This is a genomic window from Cupriavidus sp. 05N38, from assembly GCF_056397345.1.
In genome coordinates this window covers 1-25,115 of the sequence record NZ_JBFTNF010000034.1, presented here as the reverse complement: position 1 = coordinate 25,115, position 25,115 = coordinate 1, and the positions used below count along the sequence as shown (strand labels likewise).

Below are 25,115 nucleotides of genomic sequence, written 5' to 3'. Positions count from 1 at the left end.
GGGCCGTTCAGTCCTCGTCGTCGCTATGGATATTGATGACGTGGCGCGCCTCGAACCACAGCGGCATGCCGGGTGCCATTTCCTCGGTGCAATAGGGCTGGTTGTCGAGATCGCCGCTGTAGAGGCCGCCCTCTCGCCCGGTGACCACCACCCACATGCGCTCTACGTGCTGCTCCTCGCGGTCCTGCTCGTCGGTGGTGAGGATGCGGAAGATCAGCTTGACGATCTGGCCGGGCTGCAGCGCCTGGCGCTGCTCCAGCGGCGGGAGCCAGAAGGTTTCGGGATAGGCCGCGGCGATGGCGTCGCCATCGTCGAGCTGCCAGCCGTCTTCTTCCAGAGTGGCTAGTCGTTGTTCCATGTCGGTGTCGTGCATTGATGGGTTTAGGGGTTCGCACCCTCGATGGCACATCGTATCAAATGCCCTCATCGTGCATCACTGGCATGCGTCGCGGACACGACAGGCCACGCCGGCGGCCTTAAGATGACGCCTCCAAGGAGAAAAGCCAAGATGCCTGCCAAGAAGGAAGCCACCACGCCAGAACGCCAGCGCTGCGGCTGGTGCGGGACGCTGGAAGACTACTGCCACTATCACGACACCGAATGGGGTTTCCCCGTCGACGACGACCGCCGCCTGTTCGAGAAACTTTGCCTCGAAGGCTTCCAGGCCGGCCTGAGCTGGCTGACCATCCTGCGCAAGCGCGAGGCGTTCCGCCGCGGCTTTGCCAATTTCGATATCGAGAAGGTGGCGCGCTTCGGCGAGAAGGATATCCAGCGCCTGCTGGGGGATGCCGGCATCGTGCGGCACCGCGGCAAGATCGAGGCAGCCATCAACAACGCGCAGCGCGCCCGCGAGCTGCTCGAGACCGAGTCTTCGCTGGCAGCCTATTTCTGGCGCTTCGAGCCGGAACCGGCAAGCCGGCCCAAGGTGCTGACACCCGAAGTGCTGCGCACCATGGCGATCTCGCCGGAATCCACGGCGCTGTCCAAGGACCTGAAGAAGCGCGGCTGGCGCTTCGTCGGCCCCACCACGATGTATGCGCTGATGCAGGCGATGGGGCTGGTCAACGACCACCAGGACGGCTGCACCACGCGCGAGCAGGTGCTGCGCGCACGCAAGACGTTCAAGGTACCGCGCTGAACGGGCACCGGGCGGACCTGAGGCAGACGTAAACGCGGGGAGGCCCTGGCGACAGACGTATACGTCGTTTCGCGAGGCAGGCTGACGCGTATACGTTCACCCCGCCCGCCTCCGCAATGGTTGCCTTAAGTCTTTCAGTATTGTTTACGTATACATAAATAGTAGTAGTAGGTAAACGCACCCATTTCCCGTGGATAAGCTGGTTTTCCCCTTTCGATTCAGTGACTTGCAGGAAAGATAAGTCATAGGGGAATACCCCTATGACTCGGGATATCTTTGTGCGTATACGTGAAGTGCTCTTGGCGCCACGAAGTTGTACGTATACGTCCCACAGCCCACCCCCAGCCAGGCCACAGCTTTCCGGCCCACTTATCCCCAGGACGAGGCGTGGTTATCCACAGTCGCAGCCTTCTGAAGTCCTAACATCCGCCGCCGAAAACGCTGAATCCACTGGCAGCCCACCGGGACCGACGGCGCATCGTGACCGGCGCCGCCGGCTGAGCCCCCGCCCCTGCCTGTGTTGCCCGCCGGCCAACCTTTGCGCAGCGCACCTGTCTGCGAACTTCCAACATGTGGCCGCCGCCAAGTGGCGGCGCATCCCCATTCGCGCCTCCGATCCGTTGCGGCGGGGATGGCACGGTCCATGCGGTCAGAGCATCAGGCGCGGGGCCGATGCCCGCCCTCCCGTCCCCGGGGCCCCAGGCCCCTTCGGAGAACCGCAAATGAAGATCCAATGCCCCGAGCGCCCAGAGAGCCATGCCGTCCCGCGGCTGCGCGTGGCATTGCGTAAACTGCGGCGCGCGGTGCTCCTGGTTCGGGTGCTCGGAATGTGCATGCAAAGCATCGCCTTCGCCCCGCCCGCGGCGCAGGCGGGCCCTGCGCTCACGCCCGACCAGGCCCAGCCGCCGGGCTACCTCGAAGCCGTTTCCACCGGCTACGGCAACGGCCGGGCGTTCAGCGCGCCCGAGGGCATCGCTGCCTTGCGCTTGCCGCGCGCGGTTGCCCCCGACGCGCGCTCGCCCTCGGTGCCGTCCCCGCCGGCACCGGCACCCGCCGCCACCCCGGTGATGCCCGTCCCGGGCAAGCCGAGGCGTGCGCAGTGACGATGGCGCCGCGGACCGCGCCGCATGCCCGGCAGTCGGTACGCACTCGCACGAACGCGCGGCCGCGCCCGGCGCGATTCTCCTGTTCAGAAGTGCGCGAACGCCTACACTGAAAGAGCCCCTAGCTGCCCGGTGGAGGACAATGTGACGCTTGCGCCTTACGTTTCCGCCTTGCTTGCCTTGCCCCTGTTGGGGCTGGCCGGCGCGGCCCATGCCCAGCCGACGATGCCCTCTGCCGCCAGTGCAGCGGTGAGCGACGCCATTTCCACTGCAGTGCAGCGAGGCGAGACGCCTTACCGCATGCCACCCACGGTCGCCAGCGAAGATGGCGAGTCCCTGCGCGTCGCATGCGCCGGGCTGTTGCAGAAAATCCGCACGGCGCAAGCGCAGCAGCCCCTGGTCGGCACCCGGCGCAGCATCGAGGCAACGCCCGGACTGACCAGCCCCAGCGCCGCCCGCGAGTCTGCGATCCATGCGCTGGAGTCCGACTACCGGGCGCGATGCACGACGGCCCGCGAAGGCGGCTAGCGACGCGGCCGCTGGCCGCGTGGTCGCACCCCCGTTGAAGAAGGCCAGCCGCCCGCGGCTGGCCTCGGTATCTGATGGTTGAGGGAGTCGCTGCCCCTCAGCCAAAAGCCGTACGCATAAATCATCCCGGCGCCGATGATTTCCGACACGCTTCCTGCGTGGCCACCGGACTCGGCGCGCGCCCCCCCCGTATCCACGACAACCCGGCCAGCCGGCTGCCGACCGCGCCACCGGCACTCCGCTAGCCAGGACACAGCAGCTGCGGCTGCGGCTGCGGCTGTCGCAACAACACACTTCGGCGGTACATCAACCCCGCGCCACGGGATGTATCGGCCATCGTCCTCATACCTTCCCGACACATCTTCCGGCCCGCCCTGAGCGGGCGGCCAGCGCTGCTTCCCGGCAGGTCCTCGCAGGGCCGCGCGCCGCCGCATCCCGAGCGCGGCAACGCTGCCGCGCCTGCCGGCTGCGCGCATTAGTTTCATCCACGTGACAAAGCCATGGCCATGCGGCTTAGACCTCGTCCCACTTTCGGCTAGGCCGTCTAATGCTTCTGGTCACTGTCGCTATGGGACGTATTCGCCAAATAATGCTCCGCACAAATAGGAAAAAACAGCAGGAAAGAGCGAGCGAGAAAAGTCATGGCGAGCACCCGAATGACCCGGCAGACCGCCCTGGCGGCAGCCGCGGGATAGAACAAATAAGCATCAGGAAACAAGTCCGCCGCAGTGCACGGCATTGCAAGGCGAGACGGTATTGGATGGGAATGACAGGGCGTAGCGCGCGACGAGCCGGTGGCGCCCTGGTATCTGGTTGAGTTTCAGCAAGGACATGTTTCGGTCGGCCGGCCTGGCCCGTTGCGTTGCGACGGTGCCTTCCGGCCGGCTGGGTGATGCCCGTCTCTCAGGTTGCATCGCAATGGCGCCGGCAAGGATATGTCGCACGCCAAGGGAGACGTTTTGCTTGTCGTTAGCAGTGCAATCCGGGGGAGTAACCGTGAACGCATCCCAGCAGAGTCGCAAGCGATTGCGAACCACGCTCAAGACCACAGCCGTGCTATTGGCCCTATTCGCCCGCGAACATTGCGCCGCAGAAGCCGTGCGGCAGGCAGCGCCGCGTCCGCAGCCGGCAGCCCGGGTGGAACAGCCGGCGGGGGCCGGGGAGAAGGATCAGACCCGGGAGCGCATCTTCGGCCTGGCCGAGGGTGGCTCGCCGAAGCTGGCGCTGGAACAGGCAACGGCGCGTCCGGACGTATTCGCGCTCCGCGACCTGCTGCTGCTGGAGCATCTTGTCGTAGCCCAGCAGATCCGTTGGGCACGACAGCAGGCCAGTGCTTCCAATGACCAGGACCGCCTGGTTCCGGCCGATGGTGCGCTCGCCGCGGCCGATTCGCTGCTGGCCCGGGTGGAGGYGCAAAAGGGGGACGATTTCAACGGCGTGCGGCGCACCGTCCAGGCCGACCGGCTGACTGCCTTGTCGGTGCGCGGGCGCATGAAGGAAGCCGCCGCGCTGTACGAGCAGCTCTCGCAGACGAACGAACCGTTGCCGGCCCCGGCCTACGTCGCCGCGGGCGATGCCTACGCCTATCTCGACAAGCCCGACCTCGCCGCGCGTGCCTACGAACTGTCCCTGCAGACGACGGTCGAGCCGCTCAAGGAAACCACCGAGCCCTACGCGCTATCGCTGCCGACGGTGCAGGAGAGCCTGTTCTTCGCCTACCTTGACCAGGGGCACTACGAAGCGGCGCGTGACCTGGTCGCGAACATGGCGCGCAACACGCCGGCGCACGACGAATTGTCGGAAGACGCAGACAAGACCAATCCGCAATACGGGCGGGTCAAGAAGCTGCAGGCGCAATACCTGCTCTATACCAATCACGTGCATGAGGGCGTGCAGGCGCTCGATGCGCTGCGCAAGGACGCGCCGTTCGACCCCTCCTTGCTGACCGCGCGCGCCGACGGCTCGCTGGTCCTGGAGCGCCCGTACGCCTCGCAGAGCATCTACCGCCAGGCCCAGGCCGACCACCCCGGCGAYATCGARAGCCTSGTGGGCATCGGCAAGACCGCGCTGGAGCTGCATCAGTATGACCAGGCCAACGCGGTCGCCAAGGTGTTCGATGGCAATTTCCCCGACAACAACAGCGTCAAGAACTTCCAGCGCGAGTACCACGTCTACGAGCGCCCGCAACTGATCATCGACGCCATTGGCGAACGCGGCAACGCGGCGCTGGCGGATCACGCCTGGGGCGTCGACACGCGGCTGTACTCGTCGCCGCTGGCCGACTACTGGCGCGTCTTCGCCCACCAGTACTCCGCGCGCGGCGATACCGGCGATGGCCTCAGTGTCAGCCGCATACGCAACGGCATGGGCGGCGAATTCCGGCGCGACGGCTGGGAAGCCTCGGCGGAGGTGCATCGCTCCACCGGCGGCCAGGCCAAGACCGGCGGCACGGGCACGCTGGCCTTCCAGCCCACGGACCGCTGGCGCTTCGGCGCCGGGGTCGACTCCGACGACAACACGCTGCCGCTGAAGGCGTACCAGGCTGGCGTCACCGGCCGCTCGGCCAACGCAAGCGCGCGCTTTTCGCAGGACGATCAGCGCTATTTCAACGTGCTGTATGGCGCGTCCCGCTACAGCGACACCAACCTGCACCAGCAATGGCTGGGCACCTGGTACGAGCGGTTGCTGAACCAGCCGCGCCACCAGGTGTCGATCTGGCTGGATGTCGGCACGAGCAGCAACACGCTGGACGGCACCGCGTACTTCAATCCGCGGCGCGACTACGTCGCGCAACTGCGCACCATGTACCAGTGGACGCCGTGGCGCTACGCCGAGAAGTTGTTCAGCCAGCGCGTGTACGTCACCGCGGGCGGCTACCGGCAGGACGGCTTCGGCGACAGCATGCTGTGGGAAGCCCGCCTCGAGCAGTACTGGCGGCTGGGCCGCAAGGCTTCGCTGACCTACGGCATCGGCGTCGGCAGCCGCCGCTTCGACTCCAATCGCGAGACGACCAAGCTGATCTACCTCAACCTCAACGTTCCCCTATAGGCCATCATGAATAAGCTGAACCGCCGAAAATTCATCGGGCTTGCCGGCGCGCTGTCGGTCACCCATAGCGTCCATGCCGCCTATGGGCTGTCCCTGCTGCCGCCGGCGGACCGGGACGACGGGCTGACCTTCCGCGTGCTGGCCTTCCACGATATTCGCGACGACCTGCGCGCCGATGTGGGAACCGTGGCCGACACCTGTGCCATCAGCACCGCCACGCTCAACAATATCTTCGCCTGGCTCAAGGGCAACGACTTCCATCCGGTCAGCGTCGAGCAGATCGTCGCCTCGCGCAACGGTGGCCCGCGGCTGCCGCCGCGCGCGGTGCTGCTGACCTTTGACGATGCCTACAAGAGCCAGTACACCAAGGCCTTCCCGCTGCTGCGTCAGTACAACTATCCTGCCCTGGTGGCCGTGGTGTCGCGCTGGACCGGCACGCCGCAGGAGGACCCGGTGCGCATCAGCCACAAGTCGGTGATGGCGCCGGGCTATTTCATGAGCTGGGAAAACCTGCGCGAAATGGCGGAATCCGGGCTGGTGGAAATCGCCTCGCACACCCACGACATGCACCACGGCGCCGTGGCCAACCCCCAGGGCAATGAATTGCCCGCGGCCAGCGCGCACCTCTACTTTGCCGACCTGAAGCGCTACGAGACCGACCAGGAATACGAGAGCCGGGTCGGAGGCGACCTGAAGAAGTGTTCCGACCTGATCCAGGCCAACACCGGCATCCGGGTGCGCTCGATGGTATGGCCGTATGGCATGTACAACGCCGCGCTGATCGGGGCATCGCACAAGCTCGGCATGAGCGTGCACTTCACCCTGGACGACGGGCCCAATACGCCCGACGTGCCCTTGACCAAGGTCCGTCGCCTGCTGGTTTCCTACGACTGGGATGCCGGCGTCATGATGGGCCAGTTCCGCCAGCAATCGGCCTACCGCGGCGACAACCAGCCGGTCGAACGGGTGGTCAACGTCTCGCTCGACGATGTGTACGATCCCAACCCGGACCGGCAGGAAGCCAGGCTCTCGCGGCTGATCGACCGGATCAAGGATCTCGAGCCGAAGTCGGTCTACCTGCAGGCCTATCACGACCCCGACGGCAGCGGCACCGCCCAGGCGCTCTACTTCCCCAACCGCCACATGCYGGTTCGCGCCGACCTGTTCTCGCGCACGGCCTGGCAGCTGATCACCCGCGCGGGGGTGCAGGTCTACGCGGCACTGCCGGTGCTTTCCTACAAGCTGCCGGCGGGCCACCCGGCCGAGTCGCGGCTGGTGGGCGTGTTGCCGGGCTCGCCGCCCACGCAGTTCGATCCGCGCCAGCGGCAGCGGCTCAGCCCCTTCGATCCGCTCGCCCGCGGCGTGATTCGCGATATCTACTACGACCTGGGCAGGTACACCGCGCTGAACGGCGTCGTGTTCGGCGAGGATGCAAGCCTGAGCGATGTCGAGGATGCCAGCGATGCGGCCCTTGCCGTCTACGCCGACTGGGGCCTGCCGCGCGAACTCGCGGCGATCCGCGCCAACCCCGACCTGCTGCAGAGGTGGTCGGGCGCCAAGCTCCAGTACCTGATCGACTTCACCAGCCAGCTGGGGGAAATCGTCAAGGACTACCAGGGCGGCGGCAATGTGCTGACCGTGCGCAGCCTGCCTGCCAACGCGGTCCTGCGTCCCGACGCGGGCATGCGCCTGGCGCAGGACATCGATGCCTTCGCCGCGCACTACGACTTCGTCAACCTGATGGCCTTCGCGGACACGGGCGGACCGCCTTCGACGCCGTGGCTGGAAAGCCTGGCGCGCGCGGTGGCGGCGCATCCCGGGGCGCTGCCGAAAACCATCTTCGCGCTGCAGACGCTCGACGGCCGCACGCAGGCCCCCATCGCCAGTACCGACTTGCTCCAGCAGATGCGGCAGTTGCGCATGGCGGGCGTGAAGCACCTCGGCTATTGCCCGGACCAGTTCATGGTGAACCAGCCGGACCTGGCGGTGCTGCGGGACGTCATGTCCATGCAGAACCTGGTACGGCCGCGCAGTGGCATGAAGGTCTAGCCAACGAGCACAGAAGAACAAGTGGGGGAAATGATGAAGAGCACCGCGAGCCTGATATCGAATTTCGTTTTCTACTATCCGCTGTTCATGTCCTATCTATGGATGACCGGCGGACTGCTCCACTACTTCCTGGTCGAGAGGAAAGAGCGCATGAAGAAGCGCGCAGACGCGACGCTCGACTGCCCCAAGGTCTCGGTGATCGTGCCGTGCTTCAACGAGGAGGACAACGTACGCGAGGTGATCGCGAACCTGGCGCAACTGCGCTATCCCAACTTCAACATCATCGCCGTCAACGACGGCAGCCGCGATGCCACCGGGGCGATCCTCGACGAGCTGATCGACCAGTACCCGCAATTGCTGGTGATCCACCAGAACAACAATGAGGGCAAGGCCATCGGACTGACCACCGCGGCCATGCTGACCGATGCCGAGTACCTGCTGTGCATCGACGGGGATTCCTTGCTCGACCGCGAGGCRATTGGYTGGATGCTGCGCCATTTCCTGCGCGACGCCGGGGTTGGCGCGGTGACCGGAAATCCGCGCATCCGCACCCGGACCTCGCTGCTGGGCCGCATGCAGGTCGGCGAGTTCTCGTCCATCGTGGGCCTGATCAAGCGGACCCAGGAGATGTACGGCCGCCTGCTCACCGTGTCCGGCGTAGTCTGCATGTTCCGCAAGAGCGCGCTGCGCAACGTGGGCTACTGGAGCCCCGACATGCTGACCGAGGACATCGACATCAGCTGGAAACTGCAGGTCAACGGCTGGCGCCTGCACTTCGAGCCGCGCGCGCTCAGCTGGATCCTGATGCCGGAGACCTTCAAGGGCCTCTTCAAGCAGCGCCTGCGCTGGGCGCGGGGCGGCATCCAGGTGTTGCAGAAGTACGCGGCGCCCATCGTCATCAAGAACAAGCCGATGATGTGGCCGATCTTCCTCGAGTACTCGATCAGCGTGATCTGGGCCTACTGCATGCTCTTCACCCTGGTCATGACGGCGGCTACCGCGCTGTTCGACCTGCCCGAGGCGTGGCGCTTCGCGGGGCTGCCGCGCGGGGCCGGTGTCTTCCTCTTTCTGACCTGCTGCGTGCAGATCCTGGTGGGCTGCGTCATCGATCGCCGCTACGACACCAAGCTGCTGCACTACTTCCTGGACACGATCTGGTACCCGGTCGCGTTCTGGACCATCAGCATGGTCGCATCGGTGATCGCCTTGCCCAGCGTGCTGCTGCACCAGCGCCGCACCCGGGCCAGGTGGGTCAGCCCGGACCGCGGCATCCGCGAAGGCGCGCCCGCGTCCACGCCGCCTACGTCACCGGCGCCGGCGTATGCCAGCCGGCTTGAAGAGCATTCTTGAGGAGGAGTGAGAAATGAAAGAACCGATCATTGACGCATCCGGCACGACGTTGCAGCAGTATCTGCAACAGCATGCGCGAGGCAAGGCAATCCGACGATATGTCTGGTACCGCCTGGTACGGCCCGTGGTGCTGGCATCGATCTGGGTGGCGGCTGCGTTCTACATCTACTGGTGCGTGGTCTCGGCGGGGAGCACCGAGTTCTCGCTCAAGGAGATCGTTCCCGATGCCCTGACCATCCTTGGCATGGGCCTGGTGTTCACGGTGTGGACCCTGGTGCGACGCCTGGAGAAGAGCGAGGTGGACCCGATGCGCAAGGCCCGCACCGTGCCCGGCTCCACGCTCGACCTGGCCAAGGATGTGGTGCTGTCGGTGGGCACCGGCCGCCGGCTGGTGGCCTATCACGACGAGGACGGCCTCGTTTCGCACGTGGCACAACTGCAGAGGGAGGCGGCCTGACCAGCATCGGCGGTTCGGCCTCGCGCAGGCAGCCAGCAGGTTGCCGCGCGAGGCCAGCGCGAACCAACTTCTGTATTCTCACGGGGAATCATCATGTGTGGCATTGTCGGCGCTATCGCGCAACGTAATGTGGCACCGGTCCTATTGGAAGGATTGCGGCGCCTGGAATATCGCGGCTACGACTCCTGCGGCATCGCCGTGCTGCAGGACGGAGAACCCAGGCGCGCGCGCAGCATGTCGCGCGTGGCCAAGCTGGCGGAGCAGGTCGGGCAGACCCGGCTCGAAGGCACCATCGGGATTGCCCACACGCGCTGGGCGACCCATGGCGCGCCGCTTACCCGCAATGCCCACCCGATCTTCTCCAGCGGCGAGATCGCCCTGGTTCACAACGGCATCATCGAGAATCACGATGCGCTGCGTGAATCGCTGCGCGCACGCGGCTACGAGTTCGATTCGCAGACCGACACCGAGGTCATCGCGCACCTGGTGCACCACTGCTTTCACCACGAAGGCGGCGGCGACCTGTGCAAGGCCGTGCGGCTCGCCCTCGCCCAGCTGCATGGCGCCTACGCCATCGCCGTGTTCTCGCGCAACCAGCCGGACCTGGTGATCGGCGCGCGCTCGGGATCGCCACTGGTGGTGGGCCTGGGCGACGACGGCAACTACCTTGCCTCCGACACCATGGCGCTGACCGGCAGCGCCGAGCATTTCATCTACCTCGAGGAAGGGGACCTGGTCTCGCTGTCGCGGGACGGCGTGCATATCCTGGACGCCGAAGGCGAGGCGGTCAGCCGCGAGATCCGCAAGATCGAAGCGACCGCCTCCGCCGTGGAGCTCGGTCCGTACCAGCACTACATGCAGAAGGAGATCTTCGAGCAGCCGGCCGTCATCGCCGACTCCACCGAACACCTGGAAGGGTTCGCGCCTGCCCTGTTCGGGGAGCAGGCCGAGGGCGCGTTCGCCGACATCGATTCAGTGCTGATCCTCGCATGCGGCACCAGCTACCACTCCGGCCTGACCGCCAAATACTGGCTGGAGTCGATCGCGCGGATGCCCACCAGCGTGGAAATCGCCAGCGAGTACCGTTATCGCGACAGTGTGCCGAACCCGCGCACGCTGGTGCTGGTGATCTCGCAGTCCGGCGAGACGGCGGACACGCTGGCAGCGCTCAAGCACGCGCAGGCGCTTGGCCACCGCCATGCGCTGGCGGTCTGCAATGTCGCCGGCAGCGCCATCATGCGCCAGGCGAACCTGCATTTCCTGACCCGCGCCGGCGCCGAGATCGGGGTTGCCTCGACCAAGGCGTTCACCACCCAGCTGGTCGGGCTGTTCGTGCTGGCGGCCACGCTGGCCAAGCAGCGCGGCCTGCTCGGCGCCTGGCAGGAGGCCGTCATGCTGCAGCAGCTGCATCACCTGCCGGCGGCACTGAACGGCGTGCTGGCGCTGGAGCCGCAGATCATCGCCTGGGCAGGCTCGCTGGCGCGCAAGGAGAATGCGCTGTTCCTCGGGCGCGGCATCCACTACCCCATCGCGCTGGAGGGCGCGCTGAAGCTCAAGGAGATTTCCTACATCCATGCCGAGGCCTATGCCGCCGGCGAGCTCAAGCACGGGCCGCTGGCGCTGGTGACGGAGGAGATGCCGGTGGTGGCGGTCGCGCCCAACGATGCCCTGCTGGAGAAGCTCAAGTCCAACCTGCACGAAGTGCGCGCACGCGGCGGTGAGCTCTACGTCTTCTCCGACGCCGACAGCATGATCGTCAGTGCGCCCGGGCTGCACGTCATCCGCATGCCGGAGCACTACGGGCTGCTCTCGCCGATCCTGCATGTGGTGCCGCTGCAGATGCTGGCCTACCACACCGCCTGCGCACGCGGGACCGATGTGGACAAGCCTCGCAATCTGGCCAAGTCCGTCACGGTGGAGTAGCGATGAGCTCGTTCGCCATGATGCGAAGCGCGACGCTAGTGCTCGCCGGCGCGCTGTTGTGCGCGCCGGCGGGCGCGCGCAACGACAGCCGCGGCGCCGGCCGCAACGACGCCCGCGCGCCGGCCAAGGTCCGCCCCGATGTCGATCAGCGCGCCTATATGCACGGCATCGGCGCGGCGGCCGGCCCCGGGGATGTCACCTACGTCTTCTTCAGCAGTTCCGGCCTGCCGCCGCGCGGGCCGGATCGTAATCGCAACTGGAGCCACGACATCTATGTGGCCGAATGGAGGCCTTCGCAGGCGAACCTGGGCAAGCCAAGGCTGCTGGTGGCGGAGAAGGAAGCCCAGGAGCCGGTCTCGGTAGCGCAGAATGGCGCGGGCCGCATCATGCTGACCTTCGAGGACGGCTCGAATACCGCCAACGGTGTCAGCCAGCGTTACCGCGTGTACGCCGCGGACCTGCAGCCGCAACAGGCGAAGTCGGTCGACGTCTGGTCCGGCGGGCACTCCGGGCACGTCGCGCGGGTAGGCGAGAGCTTCGTGGTGTTCTACTCGGACGACTGGATCGACGGCGGCGGCGTGGACAACCTGGGCACCGGCAACGGCGTCTACCTCAAGGCCTACGACGCCAACGGGCAGTTGCTGCGCAGCACCGACGTGGCTCGGGACAAGCGTGAATGGTGGCCATTGATCGCCGGTTCGGAAGACCACGCCTTGCTGGCCTGGCAGGAGTTCGTCCCCGGCGAGACGCACGCCAGGCTGAAGACGGCGGCCTATCGGCCAAGCGATGGCGCGCTGACCGGCACACAGGTGCTGAACGACAACCTGAAGTACTACACCTATGGCGTGACCTACGTCCCGGACCTCAAGCGCTTCCTGGTGGTGGGCACGACCGGTGCGGGCAAGGGCTTCGCCCATCTGCTCGACGCCGGCGGCAAGGTGACCGCCTCGCTCGCCTGCATGCCTGCCAGCGTGCGCGAGGCCGGCATCACGGTGGTCGGCGATACGGCGTTCACGCCCGCGCAGGACGGCCGCCTGCTCCAGCTGAAACTGTCGGCCGATGCCGTCGAGCTGCGCGGCAGCCAGGCATCGCCGATTCCGTGGACCATCCAGGGCAGCCTTGGCCTGGTGCGCTCCCGCTCACCGACGGTACTGCACTGGGTGTCGCTGACGCCGGAGGGGCTGCGCGAAGCCGACTTCGATCCGGGCCGGATGACGCCACCGACGGCGGCGGACCTGTGCGGATAGGGAACCGGGACTGCATCAGGTCTTTCTCCTGTGCACTGTCTTTGCTCAGTAGTCCGCCAGTGTCTCGCCGTCGACTTTTACGAGCTGATCCAGGCGCAGGGTCTCCCCAGTCTTGAGCGTCAGGTATTCAACGCCACCGCGGCCGTACACGTCGGTGATGGTGGCGGTGCGCTGCTGTGGTGTGCCATCGGCGTCACGATAGTGGATCTGCACGGGCTTGCGCACGGTGGCGAGGTCTTCCAGGCGGTCGTGGAACTCGCAGCTGATGGGGCGGTACGGGGCGGCTGTGCTGGTCATGGCAATGGATCCTGTGTGCTTGTTCGTCCGCTATCTTTCACGACAGCGCTGTGCTCGCGGCGGCCACCTTGTCAGTGGATTTCACCGGTCTCAGGTACGGGCGCCATCGGTGTAAGGGTCGAACCTGCCGACCCTGGCACCGTCCGTGTATGGGCTGCGCGCGCCATCGGAGTACGGATCGGCTACGCCGGTGACCGAGCGGGCGCCACTCGTGAAAGGATCGCGCGCGCCTGCATTGGACCAACCCGCGGCTTGCACGGCGGCAGCGTTCAGCAGGGCGACGGCGACAGTGGCGCAGCGGGCGATGGTGGTGATCGTGCTCATGGTATGCATTCTCGTTTCGGGTGAGTTATTACCGTATGCGATTGCATCGCATACGATGTATATGTGATGGTAAGACGGTCAGGGAATCACGACGTAAAGACGTTCAGCGCCACGTCGATATTGCCGCGCGTCGCCTTCGAGTAGGGGCAGATTGCATCGGCGACGTGGGCCAGTTCCGTCGCGACATCCTGCGGCAGGCCCGGCACGCGCAGGTTGAGCCGTGCCTGCAGGAAGTACTCCGCGCCGGTCATGCCCAGGTCGACTTCGATATCCACGGACAGGTCGGACGGCAGCTCCAGCTTCATTTCCTTGGCCACCAGGCCGACCGCGGCGATGTAGCACGCCGACCAGGCGCCCGCGAACAGCTGTTCCGCGGTCGGATGCGACTGGACGGCAGGGAACACGTGCTCCGGGGTGGCGCTGTTGCCAGGCGACAGCGCAATGTCCAGCGCGCCATTGTGGCCGCGCGAGGTAACGCCGGCGTTGCTGTGGGTGGTGTGGGTCTTGCCGGTGAAGAGGACTTTCTCGATCTTGCTCATGGATTGAATCTCCGTTGCTTGTCTGGTTTGTTTGTATCGTATTCGATTTGATCGCATGCGATGGAATGCATAATGGAACATGCGTCTGGCCTTGTCAAGGAAAAATATCGAGTGCCCGCAGCGGAGCGGGGGAAAGCGCCAGGGGCGCGGCCGTCGCCATCTCCCCCGTGACCAGGCTGGCCGGAACTTGTGCAGTGAGCGCTACCGCACGCGAACTCACCAACGGGCGCGGTTTCCCGGACACTTCCGGGTGAACAGGCCCTGGGAGCCAGTTGGGCGGATTTTGGACAACAAATCGGCTTCGGGTAAGAAAAAGGGCCTAGCACAGTGCTAAGCCCTTGAATTTGGTGGACCGAAGGAGGATCGAACTCCCGACCTCTGCATTGCGAACGCAGCGCTCTCCCAGCTGAGCTATCGGCCCATGACGAACGATTGTAGCGCAGTTTTCCTCGTCGTATCAATCATGCCGCGGTGCCGGTGTTGCCGTCCATGCCACGCACGATCGGCAGGTTCAGCGGCCTGGCCGTGACCTCTCCGGAGGCGCGCAGCCACTGGGCCATCAGGTCCCAGACCGGTGGGCTGCCGGACTGGCGGGCCTCTTCGGAAACCGGGGCCCAGCCGGCAACCTTGTAGGTCTTCGCGGCATCGACGGGCTGGCCCTTGAGGCGCATGTCGGTGATGCGCCGGCCCATGCCTGCGTTGGGTTCGATGGTGTACTGCAGGCCGCCCACGCGCACCATGTCGCCGCCCTGCTGGTAGTACGGATCGGGGTTGAACAGGTTGTCCGCCACGTCTTCCAGGATGGTCTTGATGGTCTCGCCCGTCATGCTGGTGACGGTGGTGTGCGGATAAGTGATGGCGGTCTGGTCCATCAGGTGTTCCATCGTGATGGCCTGCCCGGGCAGCAGCGTGGTGCCCCAGCGAAAGCCGGGCGAGAAGGCGATCTCGGCACCCTGCACTTCCATCAGGCCGTCGAGGATGAGCTGGTCGAAGGTGCCGTTGAAATTGCCGCGCCGGTACAGCAGGCCGCTGTTGCGCGCCAGCACTTCGCCGAGCTGCTTTTCGTACGGTGCGCGCACGCGGGCGATGAGCGCGTCCATGGCCGGGTCGGCGGCGAGGTAGTTGGCGAACACCGGCAGCAGGCGGTAGCGGAAATCGCGGATCTTGCCGCCCCTGACGTCGAAGTCGAGCACGCCGAGGAACTTGCCGTTGGAGCCGGCGTTGGTGACCAGCGTGGTGCCGCCGGCGTTCCTGACCGCCACCGGCGCGGGCATGCCATCGTGGGTGTGGCCGCCGAGGATGGCGTCGAGCCCGCGCACGCGCGAGGCGAGCTTGAGGTCCACGTCCATGCCGTTGTGCGAGAGCAGCACGACCACCTGCGCGCCCTTGGCGCGCGCCTGCCCGATGACCTGCTGCAGGTTTTCCTCCTGGATGCCGAAGGTCCAGTCGGGCACGAAGTAGCGCGGGTTGGCGATGGGCGTGTAGGGAAAGGCCTGGCCAATGATGGCGACCGGCACGCCGTTCATCTCGCGGATCACGAAGGGATCGAAGACCGGGTCGCCGAAGTCGTTGGTCTTGATGTTCTGCGCGAGGAAGGCGACCTTGCCCTTGAAGTCGCGCTCGACGATCTCGGTGACGCGCTCGGCGCCGAGCGTCATTTCCCAGTGTGGCGTCATCACGTCCACGCCGAGCGCGAGCGCGGCGTCGACCATGTCCTGSCCSCGCGTCCACAGCGCGGTGGCGGAGCCTTGCCAGGTATCGCCGCCGTCGAGCAGCAGCGCGCCGGGGCGGCCGGCCTTGAGCTGCTTCACGAGCGTGGCCAGATGGGCAAAGCCGCCTACCTTGCCGTAGCGGCGCGCGGCCTCGGTGAAATCGAGATAGGTGAAGGCGTGCGCCTGGGCGCTGCCGGGGGCGATGCCGTACTGGCGCAGCAGCGCCTGGCCGACCAGGTGCGGCGGCTTGCTGGCGTAATCGCCCACGCCGAGGTTGACGTTGGGCTCGCGGAAATACAGCGGGCGCAGCTGGGCGTGGCAGTCGGTGAAATGCAGCAGGTGCACATTGCCGAAGCGCGGCACGTCATAGAGCTTGCCCGCGGCCTGTGCGGCCTGCGCGTCGGTGGCGGGAAAGGCCATGCCGCCGGCACCGGCGATGGCCAGCACCTGCAGGAACTCGCGTCGGTTCATTGTCTCTTCCTGTGGATTGCGCGCCGGTGCCAGCGTGCAGCAGCGCGCGGCCCGGCGTCTGTCGTGGTCTGCCGCCTCGCCGCTACCGTGCCGGTTGCGGCTTCATCGCCGGCTGCGCATGCCTGCCCAGCGCCGCGACTTCTTCTTCCAGCATCTCGCCGACTTCCTTCTGCACTACCTTGCCGCCGGCGTCGATCACGTACAGCTCCGGCAGCCCGCGCCGCTTGCCGAGCACGGCGCGCAGCGCGGGCGTGTCCATGGCGGCGGGGAAGGTGTAGCCGTGCCGGGCCATGTAGGCACTGGCCTCCTTCGGCTCCTTGTCGATGCTGACGGCCAGCACCTGCAGCCCGCCCCTGGCGCCGCCCGTGCTGTCGTAGAGCTTTTGCAGGCGCGGGTTCTGCAGGGCGCAGAACGGGCACCACGACGCCCACACCTCCAGCACCAGCGGCTTGCCGGCCCACTGCGCCGGCGCCACGGTGCTGCCGTCGAGCAGCCGCACCGCCGGCAGGTGCACGATGTCGCCTACCTCGAGCGCAGCGGCAGCACCGCTCCACGCCAGCGCGGCGAGCAGCAGCGTGCCGCCGATGCCGCGCGCGAGGCGGGTGGGCTTCATGGCGGCGTCCTTACTGGTTCACCGGCGAGGCCGGGTCGAGCAGCAGCGCCATCACGTCGCGGATCTGCTGCTCGGTGAGGATGYCCTTGTGCCCGAAGCGCGGCATGTTGGAGCAGGCCGTGTACGCGCTGGAATCCCAGATCTTGCCCCAGGTGTACCTGACCACTTCCTGCGAATTGCCACGCAGCTTGCCGTACTGGTACAGCGAGGGGCCGATATTGCCGAAGGAGATCTCGGCCTTGGTCATCTGGTGGCAGGCGTAGCAGTTGGCGCCGTTGACGCCGCCGACGGGATCCGAGAACTGCATGCCGCGCCCGTTCTGCGCGGTCTTCTCGCCTTCCTTCCAGTCGCCGAGGTACTGGCCGTCGGCCGGGTACTTGACCTGCTTGAGCTCGATGGCCTCGATCTTCCTGGCCACCGCGGCCGGCACCTTGGTGCGGTCTGGGTAGTCGCTGCACGCCTTCTGCATGGCATCGCGGTCGAGCACGCCTTCCACCGTGGCGGGTCCCTTGGACGAGAAGGAGCCATCGATGAGCTTCTTCATGTCGGCATCGCTCACCGCGGCGGTCGTGGTGGCCGCGGCCGCTTTCGCGGTGGCCCTGGCCTTGACGGGCTTCACGCTGTCCTGGGCATGGGCGGTGCCCGCGCAGGCCAGCATGGCGAGGGCGGCGGTGGCGGCGAGCGCGGCTCGCTTCGCTTGTTTGGCTTGGTTCATTTGTGCTCTCCCTGGCTCAGCGCTTCAAGGCCGGGCCATCGTAGGTGCCGCCGTTGGCGTTCTTCGCCAGGAACAGGCTCAGCGCGGTGATCACGTCGGAACCATAGGCGGGCTCGGGAAAGCGCTGCTGGCGCAGGCAATCGTAGAGGCGGTGCTGCATCGTGCGTACCTCGCCCTGGGAGACGCGGTAGGCCGGCCAGGTGGTGTAGGCCGCCTGCGCGCCCTGCGGGGTCAGCAGGTTGGGCAGTTCCTGCAGACGGATGCGCTGGCCGTCCACGGCGTGGCAGGTGGCGCAGGCGAAGTCGTAGGCGCCGCCACGATAGAAGAACATCTTCTGGCCGAGTGCGTAGACGCGCTTTTCCTCGGGGTGGCTGAGCTGCACGTTCATCTTCACGCCGCGCGATTCGCCGGCCAGGAAGGAGGCCAGGCGCTCGATGTCGGACGGCTTGCCGGTGGAGCCAAACGGGTTCTTCAGCGCCTCTTCCTGCGTCAGGCCCTGCAGCGTCACGCGGCAGTAGGCCAGGCGCTGCTCCAGGTCCATCACGCGGCCGGTGTCCTTGAAGAAGCGCGGCAGCTCGGCGTAGGCGCCCTTGGTCACGCCCGGGCCCTTGCCGAGGTCGCATTGCTCGAGCGAAGCGTTCTTCGGCCCGGCGGGCTTTTTCCACAGCTCCTCGCCGGCGGCTTCCCACAGCTCGGCGGGATTGCCTTCGGCCAGCATCTGCCGGTACTTGGCGATTTCCTCCGCGGTGCTGCCCTGGGCGTGCACCGCCGGTGCGGTGGCGGCGGCCGTGATGGCCAGCGCCACGGTGCCGGCCAGCGCCAGCGCGGCGCCCGCGTGGCGGCGTCTGATGGTTTTCATGGGGCTCTCTCCTCGTGGCCTTGCGAGGCTGCCGCCATGTGGCGCCAGCTGCGCGGGCCGTCTTATTGCTCGTCTTTGCGCTGCCGTCTTCCCGGCGCCGTGCCCGTCAGGTGCGAGACGGCGCTCAGGGCTTGATATACGCGTAGCCTTCCTCGAACTGCAGGCGCGCCACTTCGACCACGCCGGCCGGCACGACCTTGGCTTCCATCGACAGGCTGGACTCCGGGATCTTGCGCGCCGTCAGCGTGTTGCGGCAGACGCGGAACTCCACGCCCGAGCTGGCCAGCGAGGCGATCGCCGCCTCGAAGGTATTGCCGCGCGCATCGCGCGCGCCGTCGATGATGAAATCCACGCCGTAGCCCAGCGCCACCACCACGATCTTGGTGTCGGGGGCGCCGTTCAGGTGATTGCGCAGGTTGCCCATCGCGCGCACTGCCTGGTCCGTGCCTTCTGACAACTGATAGACCACCTTGACGCGTTTGCCCTTGCCCGCAGCCGGTGCCGCCGCCGGGGCCGCCTGGGCCGCCGCCTTGGCCGACAGGCCGATGGCCGCCAGCGCCGCCGTGGCCCGAATGAATGCTCGCCGCATGATCGCTATCCTTCCGGTCGCGCCCCCGCGCGCAACATGCGCCGGCCCGGGCCCGACATTCGACCTGAACCATAGCAGAGGATGCCGCCGGCCGCTTGCCCGGGTGGGGTCAGGAAATGGTGGCTTCGTCGGTCCGCTTGTCGCCGCGGTTGTCGATCCACGTCACCGTGACCTTGTCGCCCTTGGCGCCGCCCTTGAACTTGAAGTTCAGGAACGGATCCTTGGAGACGGCCGGGCCGAACTGGGCCTGGAACACGTCCTTGCCCTTGCACTGGACCGTCACGCTCTGGATATGCCAGGCCGGGATGGTCTTGCCGTTCGCGTCCTTGCGCTGGCCGGTTTCCATGTCGTGCTTCATCAGGATCTTCACGTCGACCACGCCGCCATTCTCGGCGGCGCGTACGCGCATCGGGTCTGCCATGTTCTCTGCTCTCTCGGTGATGGTTCGGGTGCGGTAGGTTCGGTGGGCGGCGCGGGCTTCAGCCGCCGCAGCCGCCGAGCGTCACCTTGATTTCCTTGGACGCCACATACCATTTGCCGCCAGCCTTGACGGCGGCGTATATCACCGAGGTCTGCCCCATCTTCACGCGGGTGGAGACGAAGGGCTCGGTGCCCGCCGGGATGGTGAAATCCGCGGCCAGCGTATTGGGGTTCTTTTCCACCAGAATGGCGATCTGCTCGGTGCCGGGGATGTTGCTGGTCACGGCGACCGGCACCACGGCGCCGTTCTCGGCGATATCGGGCGCGGTGAAGACGATGGCGGTGCTCTTCTCGGTACTGCTGCCGCCAAGCGCCTTGATCACGTCGGCCACGCTCTTGCCGTCGAAGGCGGTCTTGTTCCACTCGGCAGCCTGGGCTTCGCTGATCAGGCCGGTGGCGGCCATCAGGGCGAGCACCGAGGTGACCCGCAGCACGTCTCGTCGTTTCGAATTCATTGTTTCCCGTACTCCTGCGTTTTTCGTTCCGGCTTGGTTTTCATGGCCGCCGCGCCGTGCGGCGCGGCAGCGGGCGGTGCATCGCCGCCTGTCTTCGGGGACGTTTGCGCGCCCCCTGGGGTCCCGAAGCCGTGGCCGGTCCGGGCAGGGCTTGCCCTGGATGCCTTACTTCGCCGGGGCGCCTGCCAGCACCCACTCGACGACCGTCTTCAGGTCGGCATCGCTCAGGCCCGCGTTGGCAGGCATCGGGACCGGACCCCAGACCCCCGCACCACCGGCCTTGACCTTCTTGGTCAGCGTGGCCAGGGCGTTCTTGTCGCCCTTGTACTTTGCAGCCACATCCTTGTAAGCCGGGCCGACGAGCTTCTTGTCGACCTGGTGGCAACCCATGCAGGCATTCTTGTTGGCGATTTCCTGGGCCTTGGCGGCGTCGACAGCTGCGTTGGCCGAGGCCGCGCAGGCCAGCATCAGGGTTGCAATGACAAACTGCTTCATGTTTCTGCTCCGAATCGTGAGAGCCGTGGGGACGGCGGTGAGCCGCACGCTTGCGCGGCGGCATGCCGGCCGCACCACCGGGGCATGGAAGCGGCYAGTGCGCTATTTTGCCTCAAGAATCCACCCCACCACGGTGCGCAGGTCCGAATCGGGAATCTGCGCCTGGGGCGGCATCGGCATGCTGCCCCAGGCGCCCTGCCCGCCGGCCCTGATCTTGCCGGCCAGCGCGTCGAGCGCGTCCTGGCCCTGGTACTTGCGCGCGATGTCGGCAAAGCTCGGACCCACCAGCTTGCGGTCCGGCGCATGGCAGGCGGTGCACTGGTACTGCCCGGCCAGTTTCGCGCCTGCCGCCAGGGCTGTCCCGCCCGTTGCCGCCGCCGGTGCGCCACCGGCCGCCACGCCGCGCGTGGGCCCCACGGTGCGCTGCTGGGCGGCGAGATCGCCGTGCGCGTCGCGCGCATAGGCGGGCATGGACGACACCACCTTCACCGCGTCCGCGCAATGGCGCATGCAAGCCGTGTTGCGCGTATCGGGCCGGCCGCGCCCGGGCCACATGCCGTGCTGCAGCGTCATGCCGTCGCGGTTCGGCATCTTCTGCTGCACCTCGCCGATGTTGCGCTCCGACAGCGTGAAATCCGCCGGCACGATATCGCCCAGGTTGAGCAGGTAGGCGGTGACCGCGTAGACCTCGTCCGCCGACAGGCTGCGCGGCGCGTTCCACGGCATGGCGCGGTGGATGTAGTCCCACAGCGTGCTGACCGTGCTGACCTTCATCAGGGTGGTGCGGTAAGGCTGGTTGCCGGTCAGGGACGCGACCCGCCCGCGCTTGATGTCGTCGGCCGTGGTGCCGCCGACGATGGGCGAGAACACCTCGTTGGATTCGCCGAAGTCGCCGTGGCAGGAGGCGCACTTGCCGTCCCAGATGGCCTGGCCCTGCGCCACCGTGCCGCTGCCGTGCGGCAGGCCCCGGAAATCCGGCCGCACGTCGATGTCCCAGGCCTTGACCTCGGCTTCGGTGGCGGGGCGGCCGAGCGCGGCACGTGCGGCACTGGCTGCAGGCGCGGCGATCGCATGCAGGGACGCCAGCGCGGCCGTCGCAGCAAGGGCGAGGGCGAGCGCGCGCAAGCGCGCGGACTCAATCCACGTGGACATTGGAGACCTCGCCGCTATCGGACACCTGCCAGCTCTGGATGGCATTGTTGTGATAGATCGAGCGCGCGCCGCGCACCGCGCGCAATTGCGCCAGGCGCGGCTGCACGTAGCCCGTCTCGTCGACGGCGCGGCTTTGCAGGATGGCGGGCGCGCCGTCCCACACCCAGTCCAGGTTGAAGCGCGTCAGGCACTTGGACAGCACCGGCGTCTCCAGCCGCGCGCTGCGCCAGTTGCGCCCGCCGTCCACGGAGACATCGACGCGGCGCACGCGCCCGCGGCCCGACCATGCCAGCCCGCTGATGTTGTAGAAGCCCCGCCCCACCATCTGCTGCCCGCCCGAGGGCGTGGTGATGACGGACTTGCATTCCTGGACCGAGGTGTACTGCCGCAGCTTGCCGTCCGGCATCATGTCGACGTAGTGCACGGTCTCGTCCTTGGTGTTCCACGGCTGGTCGCCCAGCTCGAGCCGGCGCAGCCACTTGACCCACGACACGCCCTGCACGCCCGGCACCACCAGGCGCAGCGGGTAGCCGTTCTCSGGGCGCAGCATCTCGCCGTTCATGCCCCAGGCGACGATGATCTCGTCGGCCAGCTCCATCGGGATGGTGCGCGTCATGCCCGAGCCGTCGCCGCCCTCGGCCAGCAGGAAGCGCCCGCGCCTGAAGTCCGCGCCGGCATCGTCGAGCAGGACCTTGAGCGGCACCCCGGTGAACTCGCAGCACGACAGCATGCCGTGCGTGTACTGCACGGTCGGCACCGCCACGTTGCCCCACTCCATGCCGGTGTTGGCGCCGCACTCGATGAAATGCATGCGCGACACGGCCGGCAGGCGCATCAGGTCGTCCATGGTGTAGACGCGCGGCGTCCTGACCAGGCCATTGAGCATCAGGCGGTGGCGCGCCGGGTCGATGTCCTGCCAGCCCTGGTGGTGGCGCTCGAAGTGCAGGCCGTTGGGCGTGATGATGCCGAAGAAGCCCTGCAGCGGCGCGAACGCCACCGAGGCGGCGGAGACCCGCGTGAGCCCCGGCGATTCGCGCCGCACCAGGTTTTTCTCATAGGCCGAAGGCTGGCCGTAGGGGTGCGCGGCGACCGGCTGGCCCAGCGAGGTGGCCCACGGCTGCGGGGTGAGGATGGCGTCGTCGCCGGCGCTGCCGGCGGCGCGCGCCTTGCCGCCGACACCGGCCGCCAGCGCCGCGGCGGCGCCCAGGAAGCTGGTGCGCAGGAAGTCGCGGCGCGCGCTGCCGGGCTCTCCCCAGCCGTGCTGCGCGACGTCCTGACGTAGCGATGCGCTGACGAAATGCTCCGGCGCGCGCACGATGCGTCCGGGGCGGATCTGGTCCGGCACTGCGGTCTCCTCCGGCCCGCTCGTGCGGCACGGGATGTGCCGCCGGCATGCCTGTTGTCGTGCGGCGCCCGTCTCGCACGGGGCGCCGGTACAAGCCTGGCGCCGTGGCCGCGGCGCTAGCGGGCCCGCCTGCGCGGCGCGGGCGCGGCCTGCGGCATGAAGCGGTCGACCATGCCCGCGGGCAAGGCGCTGTCTTCGAGCCGGCTGGCCACCTGCACGCACACCGTGCGGCACAGCTCCACCACGCTTTCGTCGGCGATGGCGTAGAACACCAGGTTCGCTTCCTTGCGCCGCGACAGCACGCCGGCGCGGTACATGGCGGTGAGATGACGCGACACATTGGTCTGCGACGAGCCCACCGTATCCACCACGGTGCCGACCGGCTTCTCGCCGTCGCACAGGGCGTGCAGGATCTTCAGCCTGGTGGGTTCGGCAAGCAGGCTGAAATACCCGGATACCTTCTCGAATACGCGATCCATCTCGTCCATGGCGTTCAATATATTCGTATATGCGTGATTGCGCATATAGTGTTTACACCGGTGTGGTGCATTTCCGCGTGTGCGCTGCGTGATGCCCGAAATGCAAGCCGGTCGCCCGCACCCGCACCCTCGCCTTATCCGAGCATGTCGCGCCAGATGGCATCGGCCCACGCCTGCGCGTAGATGCCTTCCAGCGCGTTGGGCGCGGGCGACAGCCCGCCCGCGCCGGGCACCGTGACCATGGTGCGCTCCTGCGCGTCGTAGCGATGCACGCTGGCGATGTGGATGGCCTCGCGCGCCGAGGTGAAGCTGTAGCAGGTGTTGTTGTAGAGCGGCTGCGGATTGGGCGCCCGCCCCGCCAGCAGCGCGACGATGGCCGCGGCGGCGACCTTGCCGTGCTGGTTGGCCATATGGCCCGACTTCGGCATCAGCGGTGCGATCTGGATGGCGTCGCCGAGCACATGGATATTGGCCGCGGCCTTGGCCTCGAAGGTAAGGAAATCCACCTCGCACCACTTGCCGTTGGCCGTGGCCAGCCCGCTGGCCACGGCGATCGCGCCGGCGCGCTGCGGCGGCAGCAGGTTGATCACGTCGGCGCGCTCGTCGTCCTGCACGTCGAACTTGAGCGTGCCCGTGGCGGGATCGACGTCGACCGTGTCGTACTGCGGCCGGTACTCGATCATGTTCTTGTAGCGCGTGGCCCAGACCTGTTTGAACAGCGCGCCCTTGGAGGTGACATCCGGGTTGGCGTCGAGGATAAGCACCTTGCTGCGCGGCTTGGCGCGCAGCAAGTAGTCCGCCGCCAGGCAGGCGCGCTCGTACGGGCCGGGCGGGCAGCGGTAGGGTGCGAGGGGGATGGTGATGGCGAAGGTGCCGCCGTCGCGCATGGCTTCGAGCTGGCGGCGCAGGGCGACGGTCTGCGGCCCCGCCTTCCAGGCGTGCAGGATCTGTTCGCCGCCGGGCTTGCCGAGGCCGGGAATCGCGCCGGACAGCACCTCCACGCCGGGCGACAGCACCAGCCGGTCATAGGAAAGGGTGCCGCCGCCGGCGAGCCGCACCACGCGGCGCGCCGCGTCGATCGCGCTGACATGGTCGCGCACCACCTTCACGCCGTGGCGCCCGGCCAGCGCATCGTAGGACAAGGTGATGTCGCCAATGGCCTTGCTGCCGCCGAGCACAAGATTGGAAAGCGGGCACGAGACGAAGCGGTCATCGGGCTCGACCAGCGTGACCTCGATGCCGTGCCCGCTCCATTCGCGCAGGTAGCGCGCCGCCGTGGCGCCGCCATAGCCGCCGCCCACCACCACCACTTTTGCCGCGCGGGTGGCGGCGGCCGCCCGCGTCGCCTGCATCGCCTGCGCGCCGAGCAGCGCCGTGCCGGCGAGCGTGCCGAGGAATTCGCGTCTTTGCATGGGAAGTTCTCCTGGCCTGGCCGGATTTCAGCGCGCCCTGGAGGCGCCGTCGAGATGAAGCGAAGCGGTCCTGGACAGGCGCGCGGCCGCAGACAGTGCAAGCGGTCCGGCAAGGCCGCGCAGCGACGCCAGGATATGTTTGACAGTGCCTCTTAGCGGACTGCGGCGAACCAGGCCGCGATCGCCTCGATCTGCTGGTCGGTGTAGCCCTTGGCGATCTGCTGCATGACGGTGGCTTCGCGCTTGCCCTGCTTGAAGTCCTGCATCTGCCGGACCAGTTCGGAGCGGCTGCGGCCGGCCAGGCCCGGCACCGCGCTGTTGGCCGGCGCGCGCCC

At 67.2% G+C, this 25,115-nt stretch carries 26 protein-coding genes and 1 tRNA gene; 9 read left to right on the top strand and 18 right to left on the bottom strand.

The genetic code is table 11. From position 1 onward, the window contains the following. Positions 1 to 7: 7 nt before the first annotated feature. Positions 8 to 358 carry a DUF2314 domain-containing protein gene (locus tag AC1DK4_RS23830; RefSeq protein ID WP_441613002.1) on the bottom strand — a complete coding sequence of 117 codons (351 nt, stop codon included), beginning with the start codon at positions 356 to 358 and terminating at the stop codon, positions 8 to 10. A gap of 150 nt (positions 359 to 508) precedes the next feature. Here AC1DK4_RS23830 and AC1DK4_RS23825 point away from each other — a divergent pair, with 150 nt between their 5' ends. From AC1DK4_RS23825 to AC1DK4_RS23785, 9 genes are all read left to right on the top strand, one after another. After that, the gene (locus tag AC1DK4_RS23825) at positions 509 to 1,138 is read left to right on the top strand and encodes a DNA-3-methyladenine glycosylase I (RefSeq protein WP_441613001.1); all 630 of its coding nucleotides are present in this window, start codon (positions 509 to 511) and stop codon (positions 1,136 to 1,138) included. An 833-nt stretch (positions 1,139 to 1,971) separates the two neighbouring features. Then, positions 1,972 to 2,241, top strand: a complete 270-nt coding sequence (locus AC1DK4_RS23820; RefSeq protein ID WP_441612999.1) for a hypothetical protein — start codon at positions 1,972 to 1,974, stop codon at positions 2,239 to 2,241. 144 nt (positions 2,242 to 2,385) lie between these two features. Continuing rightward, positions 2,386 to 2,769: a hypothetical protein gene (locus tag AC1DK4_RS23815; RefSeq protein WP_441612998.1), complete on the top strand. Its 384-nt coding sequence runs from the start codon at positions 2,386 to 2,388 to the stop codon at positions 2,767 to 2,769. A gap of 996 nt (positions 2,770 to 3,765) precedes the next feature. Continuing rightward, on the top strand, positions 3,766 to 5,817 hold the full coding sequence (gene pgaA / locus AC1DK4_RS23810) for a poly-beta-1,6 N-acetyl-D-glucosamine export porin PgaA (RefSeq protein ID WP_477131817.1): 2,052 nt from the start codon (positions 3,766 to 3,768) through the stop codon (positions 5,815 to 5,817). Between the two features lie 6 nt (positions 5,818 to 5,823). Next, positions 5,824 to 7,866, top strand: a complete 2,043-nt coding sequence (pgaB, locus tag AC1DK4_RS23805) for a poly-beta-1,6-N-acetyl-D-glucosamine N-deacetylase PgaB (protein ID WP_477131816.1) — start codon at positions 5,824 to 5,826, stop codon at positions 7,864 to 7,866. A gap of 33 nt (positions 7,867 to 7,899) precedes the next feature. After that, positions 7,900 to 9,216, top strand: a complete 1,317-nt coding sequence (pgaC, locus tag AC1DK4_RS23800; RefSeq protein WP_441613055.1) for a poly-beta-1,6-N-acetyl-D-glucosamine synthase — start codon at positions 7,900 to 7,902, stop codon at positions 9,214 to 9,216. A gap of 13 nt (positions 9,217 to 9,229) precedes the next feature. Then, on the top strand, positions 9,230 to 9,673 hold the full coding sequence (locus AC1DK4_RS23795; RefSeq protein WP_441612995.1) for a hypothetical protein: 444 nt from the start codon (positions 9,230 to 9,232) through the stop codon (positions 9,671 to 9,673). A gap of 93 nt (positions 9,674 to 9,766) precedes the next feature. Continuing rightward, complete coding sequence (gene glmS, locus AC1DK4_RS23790) at positions 9,767 to 11,596, top strand: glutamine--fructose-6-phosphate transaminase (isomerizing) (RefSeq protein WP_441612994.1); 1,830 nt, start codon at positions 9,767 to 9,769, stop codon at positions 11,594 to 11,596. Between the two features lie 2 nt (positions 11,597 to 11,598). Then, positions 11,599 to 12,843: a hypothetical protein gene (locus AC1DK4_RS23785; protein WP_441612993.1), complete on the top strand. Its 1,245-nt coding sequence runs from the start codon at positions 11,599 to 11,601 to the stop codon at positions 12,841 to 12,843. Positions 12,844 to 12,888: 45 nt separating this feature from the next. Here AC1DK4_RS23785 and AC1DK4_RS23780 read toward each other — a convergent pair whose 3' ends face one another. The 17 genes from AC1DK4_RS23780 to AC1DK4_RS23700 form a co-directional block, all read right to left on the bottom strand. Beyond that, positions 12,889 to 13,140 (bottom strand): hypothetical protein, encoded by a 252-nt coding sequence (locus AC1DK4_RS23780; RefSeq protein ID WP_441612992.1) that lies wholly within the window; start codon positions 13,138 to 13,140, stop codon positions 12,889 to 12,891. Between the two features lie 90 nt (positions 13,141 to 13,230). Continuing rightward, positions 13,231 to 13,464: a hypothetical protein gene (locus AC1DK4_RS23775; protein WP_441612991.1), complete on the bottom strand. Its 234-nt coding sequence runs from the start codon at positions 13,462 to 13,464 to the stop codon at positions 13,231 to 13,233. Between the two features lie 86 nt (positions 13,465 to 13,550). Further along, complete coding sequence (locus tag AC1DK4_RS23770; protein ID WP_441612990.1) at positions 13,551 to 14,003, bottom strand: Ohr family peroxiredoxin; 453 nt, start codon at positions 14,001 to 14,003, stop codon at positions 13,551 to 13,553. 345 nt (positions 14,004 to 14,348) lie between these two features. Beyond that, positions 14,349 to 14,424 (bottom strand) — tRNA-Ala (locus AC1DK4_RS23765). A 40-nt stretch (positions 14,425 to 14,464) separates the two neighbouring features. Further along, positions 14,465 to 16,186, bottom strand: coding sequence for a thiosulfohydrolase SoxB (gene soxB / locus AC1DK4_RS23760; protein WP_441612989.1), 1,722 nt, complete (start codon positions 16,184 to 16,186; stop codon positions 14,465 to 14,467). 82 nt (positions 16,187 to 16,268) lie between these two features. Further along, complete coding sequence (locus AC1DK4_RS23755; protein ID WP_441612988.1) at positions 16,269 to 16,799, bottom strand: TlpA family protein disulfide reductase; 531 nt, start codon at positions 16,797 to 16,799, stop codon at positions 16,269 to 16,271. Between the two features lie 10 nt (positions 16,800 to 16,809). Beyond that, complete coding sequence (soxX, locus tag AC1DK4_RS23750; protein WP_477131815.1) at positions 16,810 to 17,514, bottom strand: sulfur oxidation c-type cytochrome SoxX; 705 nt, start codon at positions 17,512 to 17,514, stop codon at positions 16,810 to 16,812. 16 nt (positions 17,515 to 17,530) lie between these two features. Beyond that, positions 17,531 to 18,373, bottom strand: coding sequence for a sulfur oxidation c-type cytochrome SoxA (soxA, locus tag AC1DK4_RS23745; RefSeq protein ID WP_441612986.1), 843 nt, complete (start codon positions 18,371 to 18,373; stop codon positions 17,531 to 17,533). Between the two features lie 124 nt (positions 18,374 to 18,497). Then, positions 18,498 to 18,962, bottom strand: a complete 465-nt coding sequence (locus AC1DK4_RS23740; protein WP_441612985.1) for a DsrE family protein — start codon at positions 18,960 to 18,962, stop codon at positions 18,498 to 18,500. A gap of 109 nt (positions 18,963 to 19,071) precedes the next feature. Then, positions 19,072 to 19,383 carry a thiosulfate oxidation carrier complex protein SoxZ gene (gene soxZ / locus AC1DK4_RS23735; RefSeq protein ID WP_441612984.1) on the bottom strand — a complete coding sequence of 104 codons (312 nt, stop codon included), beginning with the start codon at positions 19,381 to 19,383 and terminating at the stop codon, positions 19,072 to 19,074. A gap of 58 nt (positions 19,384 to 19,441) precedes the next feature. After that, positions 19,442 to 19,897, bottom strand: a complete 456-nt coding sequence (soxY, locus tag AC1DK4_RS23730) for a thiosulfate oxidation carrier protein SoxY (protein ID WP_441612983.1) — start codon at positions 19,895 to 19,897, stop codon at positions 19,442 to 19,444. Between the two features lie 165 nt (positions 19,898 to 20,062). After that, a complete protein-coding gene (locus AC1DK4_RS23725) occupies positions 20,063 to 20,392 on the bottom strand; it encodes a c-type cytochrome (RefSeq protein ID WP_441612982.1) in 330 nt (109 codons plus the stop codon). Positions 20,393 to 20,494: 102 nt separating this feature from the next. Beyond that, positions 20,495 to 21,544 (bottom strand): c-type cytochrome, encoded by a 1,050-nt coding sequence (locus AC1DK4_RS23720; protein ID WP_441612981.1) that lies wholly within the window; start codon positions 21,542 to 21,544, stop codon positions 20,495 to 20,497. Next, the gene (gene soxC, locus AC1DK4_RS23715) at positions 21,528 to 22,889 is read right to left on the bottom strand and encodes a sulfite dehydrogenase (RefSeq protein WP_441612980.1); all 1,362 of its coding nucleotides are present in this window, start codon (positions 22,887 to 22,889) and stop codon (positions 21,528 to 21,530) included. The genes AC1DK4_RS23720 and soxC overlap by 17 nt, the downstream gene beginning before the upstream one ends. A 116-nt stretch (positions 22,890 to 23,005) precedes the next feature. Beyond that, positions 23,006 to 23,413 carry an ArsR/SmtB family transcription factor gene (locus AC1DK4_RS23710; RefSeq protein WP_441612979.1) on the bottom strand — a complete coding sequence of 136 codons (408 nt, stop codon included), beginning with the start codon at positions 23,411 to 23,413 and terminating at the stop codon, positions 23,006 to 23,008. An 89-nt stretch (positions 23,414 to 23,502) separates the two neighbouring features. Next, the gene (locus AC1DK4_RS23705; RefSeq protein WP_441612978.1) at positions 23,503 to 24,780 is read right to left on the bottom strand and encodes an FCSD flavin-binding domain-containing protein; all 1,278 of its coding nucleotides are present in this window, start codon (positions 24,778 to 24,780) and stop codon (positions 23,503 to 23,505) included. A 152-nt stretch (positions 24,781 to 24,932) separates the two neighbouring features. Further along, positions 24,933 to 25,115 (bottom strand): c-type cytochrome (locus AC1DK4_RS23700; RefSeq protein WP_477131814.1); only part of this gene is annotated, 183 nt, incomplete at its 5' end.

What these genes read in the sequence shown, in the direction of transcription:
- AC1DK4_RS23830 (WP_441613002.1), bottom strand. Translation starts at nt 358, where the DNA reads ATGGAACAACGACTAGCCACTCTGGAAGAAGACGGCTGGCAGCTCGAC.
- AC1DK4_RS23825 (WP_441613001.1), top strand. Translation starts at nt 509, where the DNA reads ATGCCTGCCAAGAAGGAAGCCACCACGCCAGAACGCCAGCGCTGCGGC.
- AC1DK4_RS23820 (WP_441612999.1), top strand. Translation starts at nt 1,972, where the DNA reads ATGCAAAGCATCGCCTTCGCCCCGCCCGCGGCGCAGGCGGGCCCTGCG.
- AC1DK4_RS23795 (WP_441612995.1), top strand. Translation starts at nt 9,230, where the DNA reads ATGAAAGAACCGATCATTGACGCATCCGGCACGACGTTGCAGCAGTAT.
- glmS (WP_441612994.1), top strand. Translation starts at nt 9,767, where the DNA reads ATGTGTGGCATTGTCGGCGCTATCGCGCAACGTAATGTGGCACCGGTC.
- AC1DK4_RS23785 (WP_441612993.1), top strand. Translation starts at nt 11,599, where the DNA reads ATGAGCTCGTTCGCCATGATGCGAAGCGCGACGCTAGTGCTCGCCGGC.
- AC1DK4_RS23780 (WP_441612992.1), bottom strand. Translation starts at nt 13,140, where the DNA reads ATGACCAGCACAGCCGCCCCGTACCGCCCCATCAGCTGCGAGTTCCAC.
- AC1DK4_RS23775 (WP_441612991.1), bottom strand. Translation starts at nt 13,464, where the DNA reads ATGAGCACGATCACCACCATCGCCCGCTGCGCCACTGTCGCCGTCGCC.
- AC1DK4_RS23770 (WP_441612990.1), bottom strand. Translation starts at nt 14,003, where the DNA reads ATGAGCAAGATCGAGAAAGTCCTCTTCACCGGCAAGACCCACACCACC.
- AC1DK4_RS23755 (WP_441612988.1), bottom strand. Translation starts at nt 16,799, where the DNA reads ATGAAGCCCACCCGCCTCGCGCGCGGCATCGGCGGCACGCTGCTGCTC.
- soxA (WP_441612986.1), bottom strand. Translation starts at nt 18,373, where the DNA reads ATGAAAACCATCAGACGCCGCCACGCGGGCGCCGCGCTGGCGCTGGCC.
- AC1DK4_RS23740 (WP_441612985.1), bottom strand. Translation starts at nt 18,962, where the DNA reads ATGCGGCGAGCATTCATTCGGGCCACGGCGGCGCTGGCGGCCATCGGC.
- soxZ (WP_441612984.1), bottom strand. Translation starts at nt 19,383, where the DNA reads ATGGCAGACCCGATGCGCGTACGCGCCGCCGAGAATGGCGGCGTGGTC.
- soxY (WP_441612983.1), bottom strand. Translation starts at nt 19,897, where the DNA reads ATGAATTCGAAACGACGAGACGTGCTGCGGGTCACCTCGGTGCTCGCC.
- AC1DK4_RS23725 (WP_441612982.1), bottom strand. Translation starts at nt 20,392, where the DNA reads ATGAAGCAGTTTGTCATTGCAACCCTGATGCTGGCCTGCGCGGCCTCG.
- AC1DK4_RS23720 (WP_441612981.1), bottom strand. Translation starts at nt 21,544, where the DNA reads ATGTCCACGTGGATTGAGTCCGCGCGCTTGCGCGCGCTCGCCCTCGCC.
- AC1DK4_RS23710 (WP_441612979.1), bottom strand. Translation starts at nt 23,413, where the DNA reads ATGCGCAATCACGCATATACGAATATATTGAACGCCATGGACGAGATG.
- AC1DK4_RS23705 (WP_441612978.1), bottom strand. Translation starts at nt 24,780, where the DNA reads ATGCAAAGACGCGAATTCCTCGGCACGCTCGCCGGCACGGCGCTGCTC.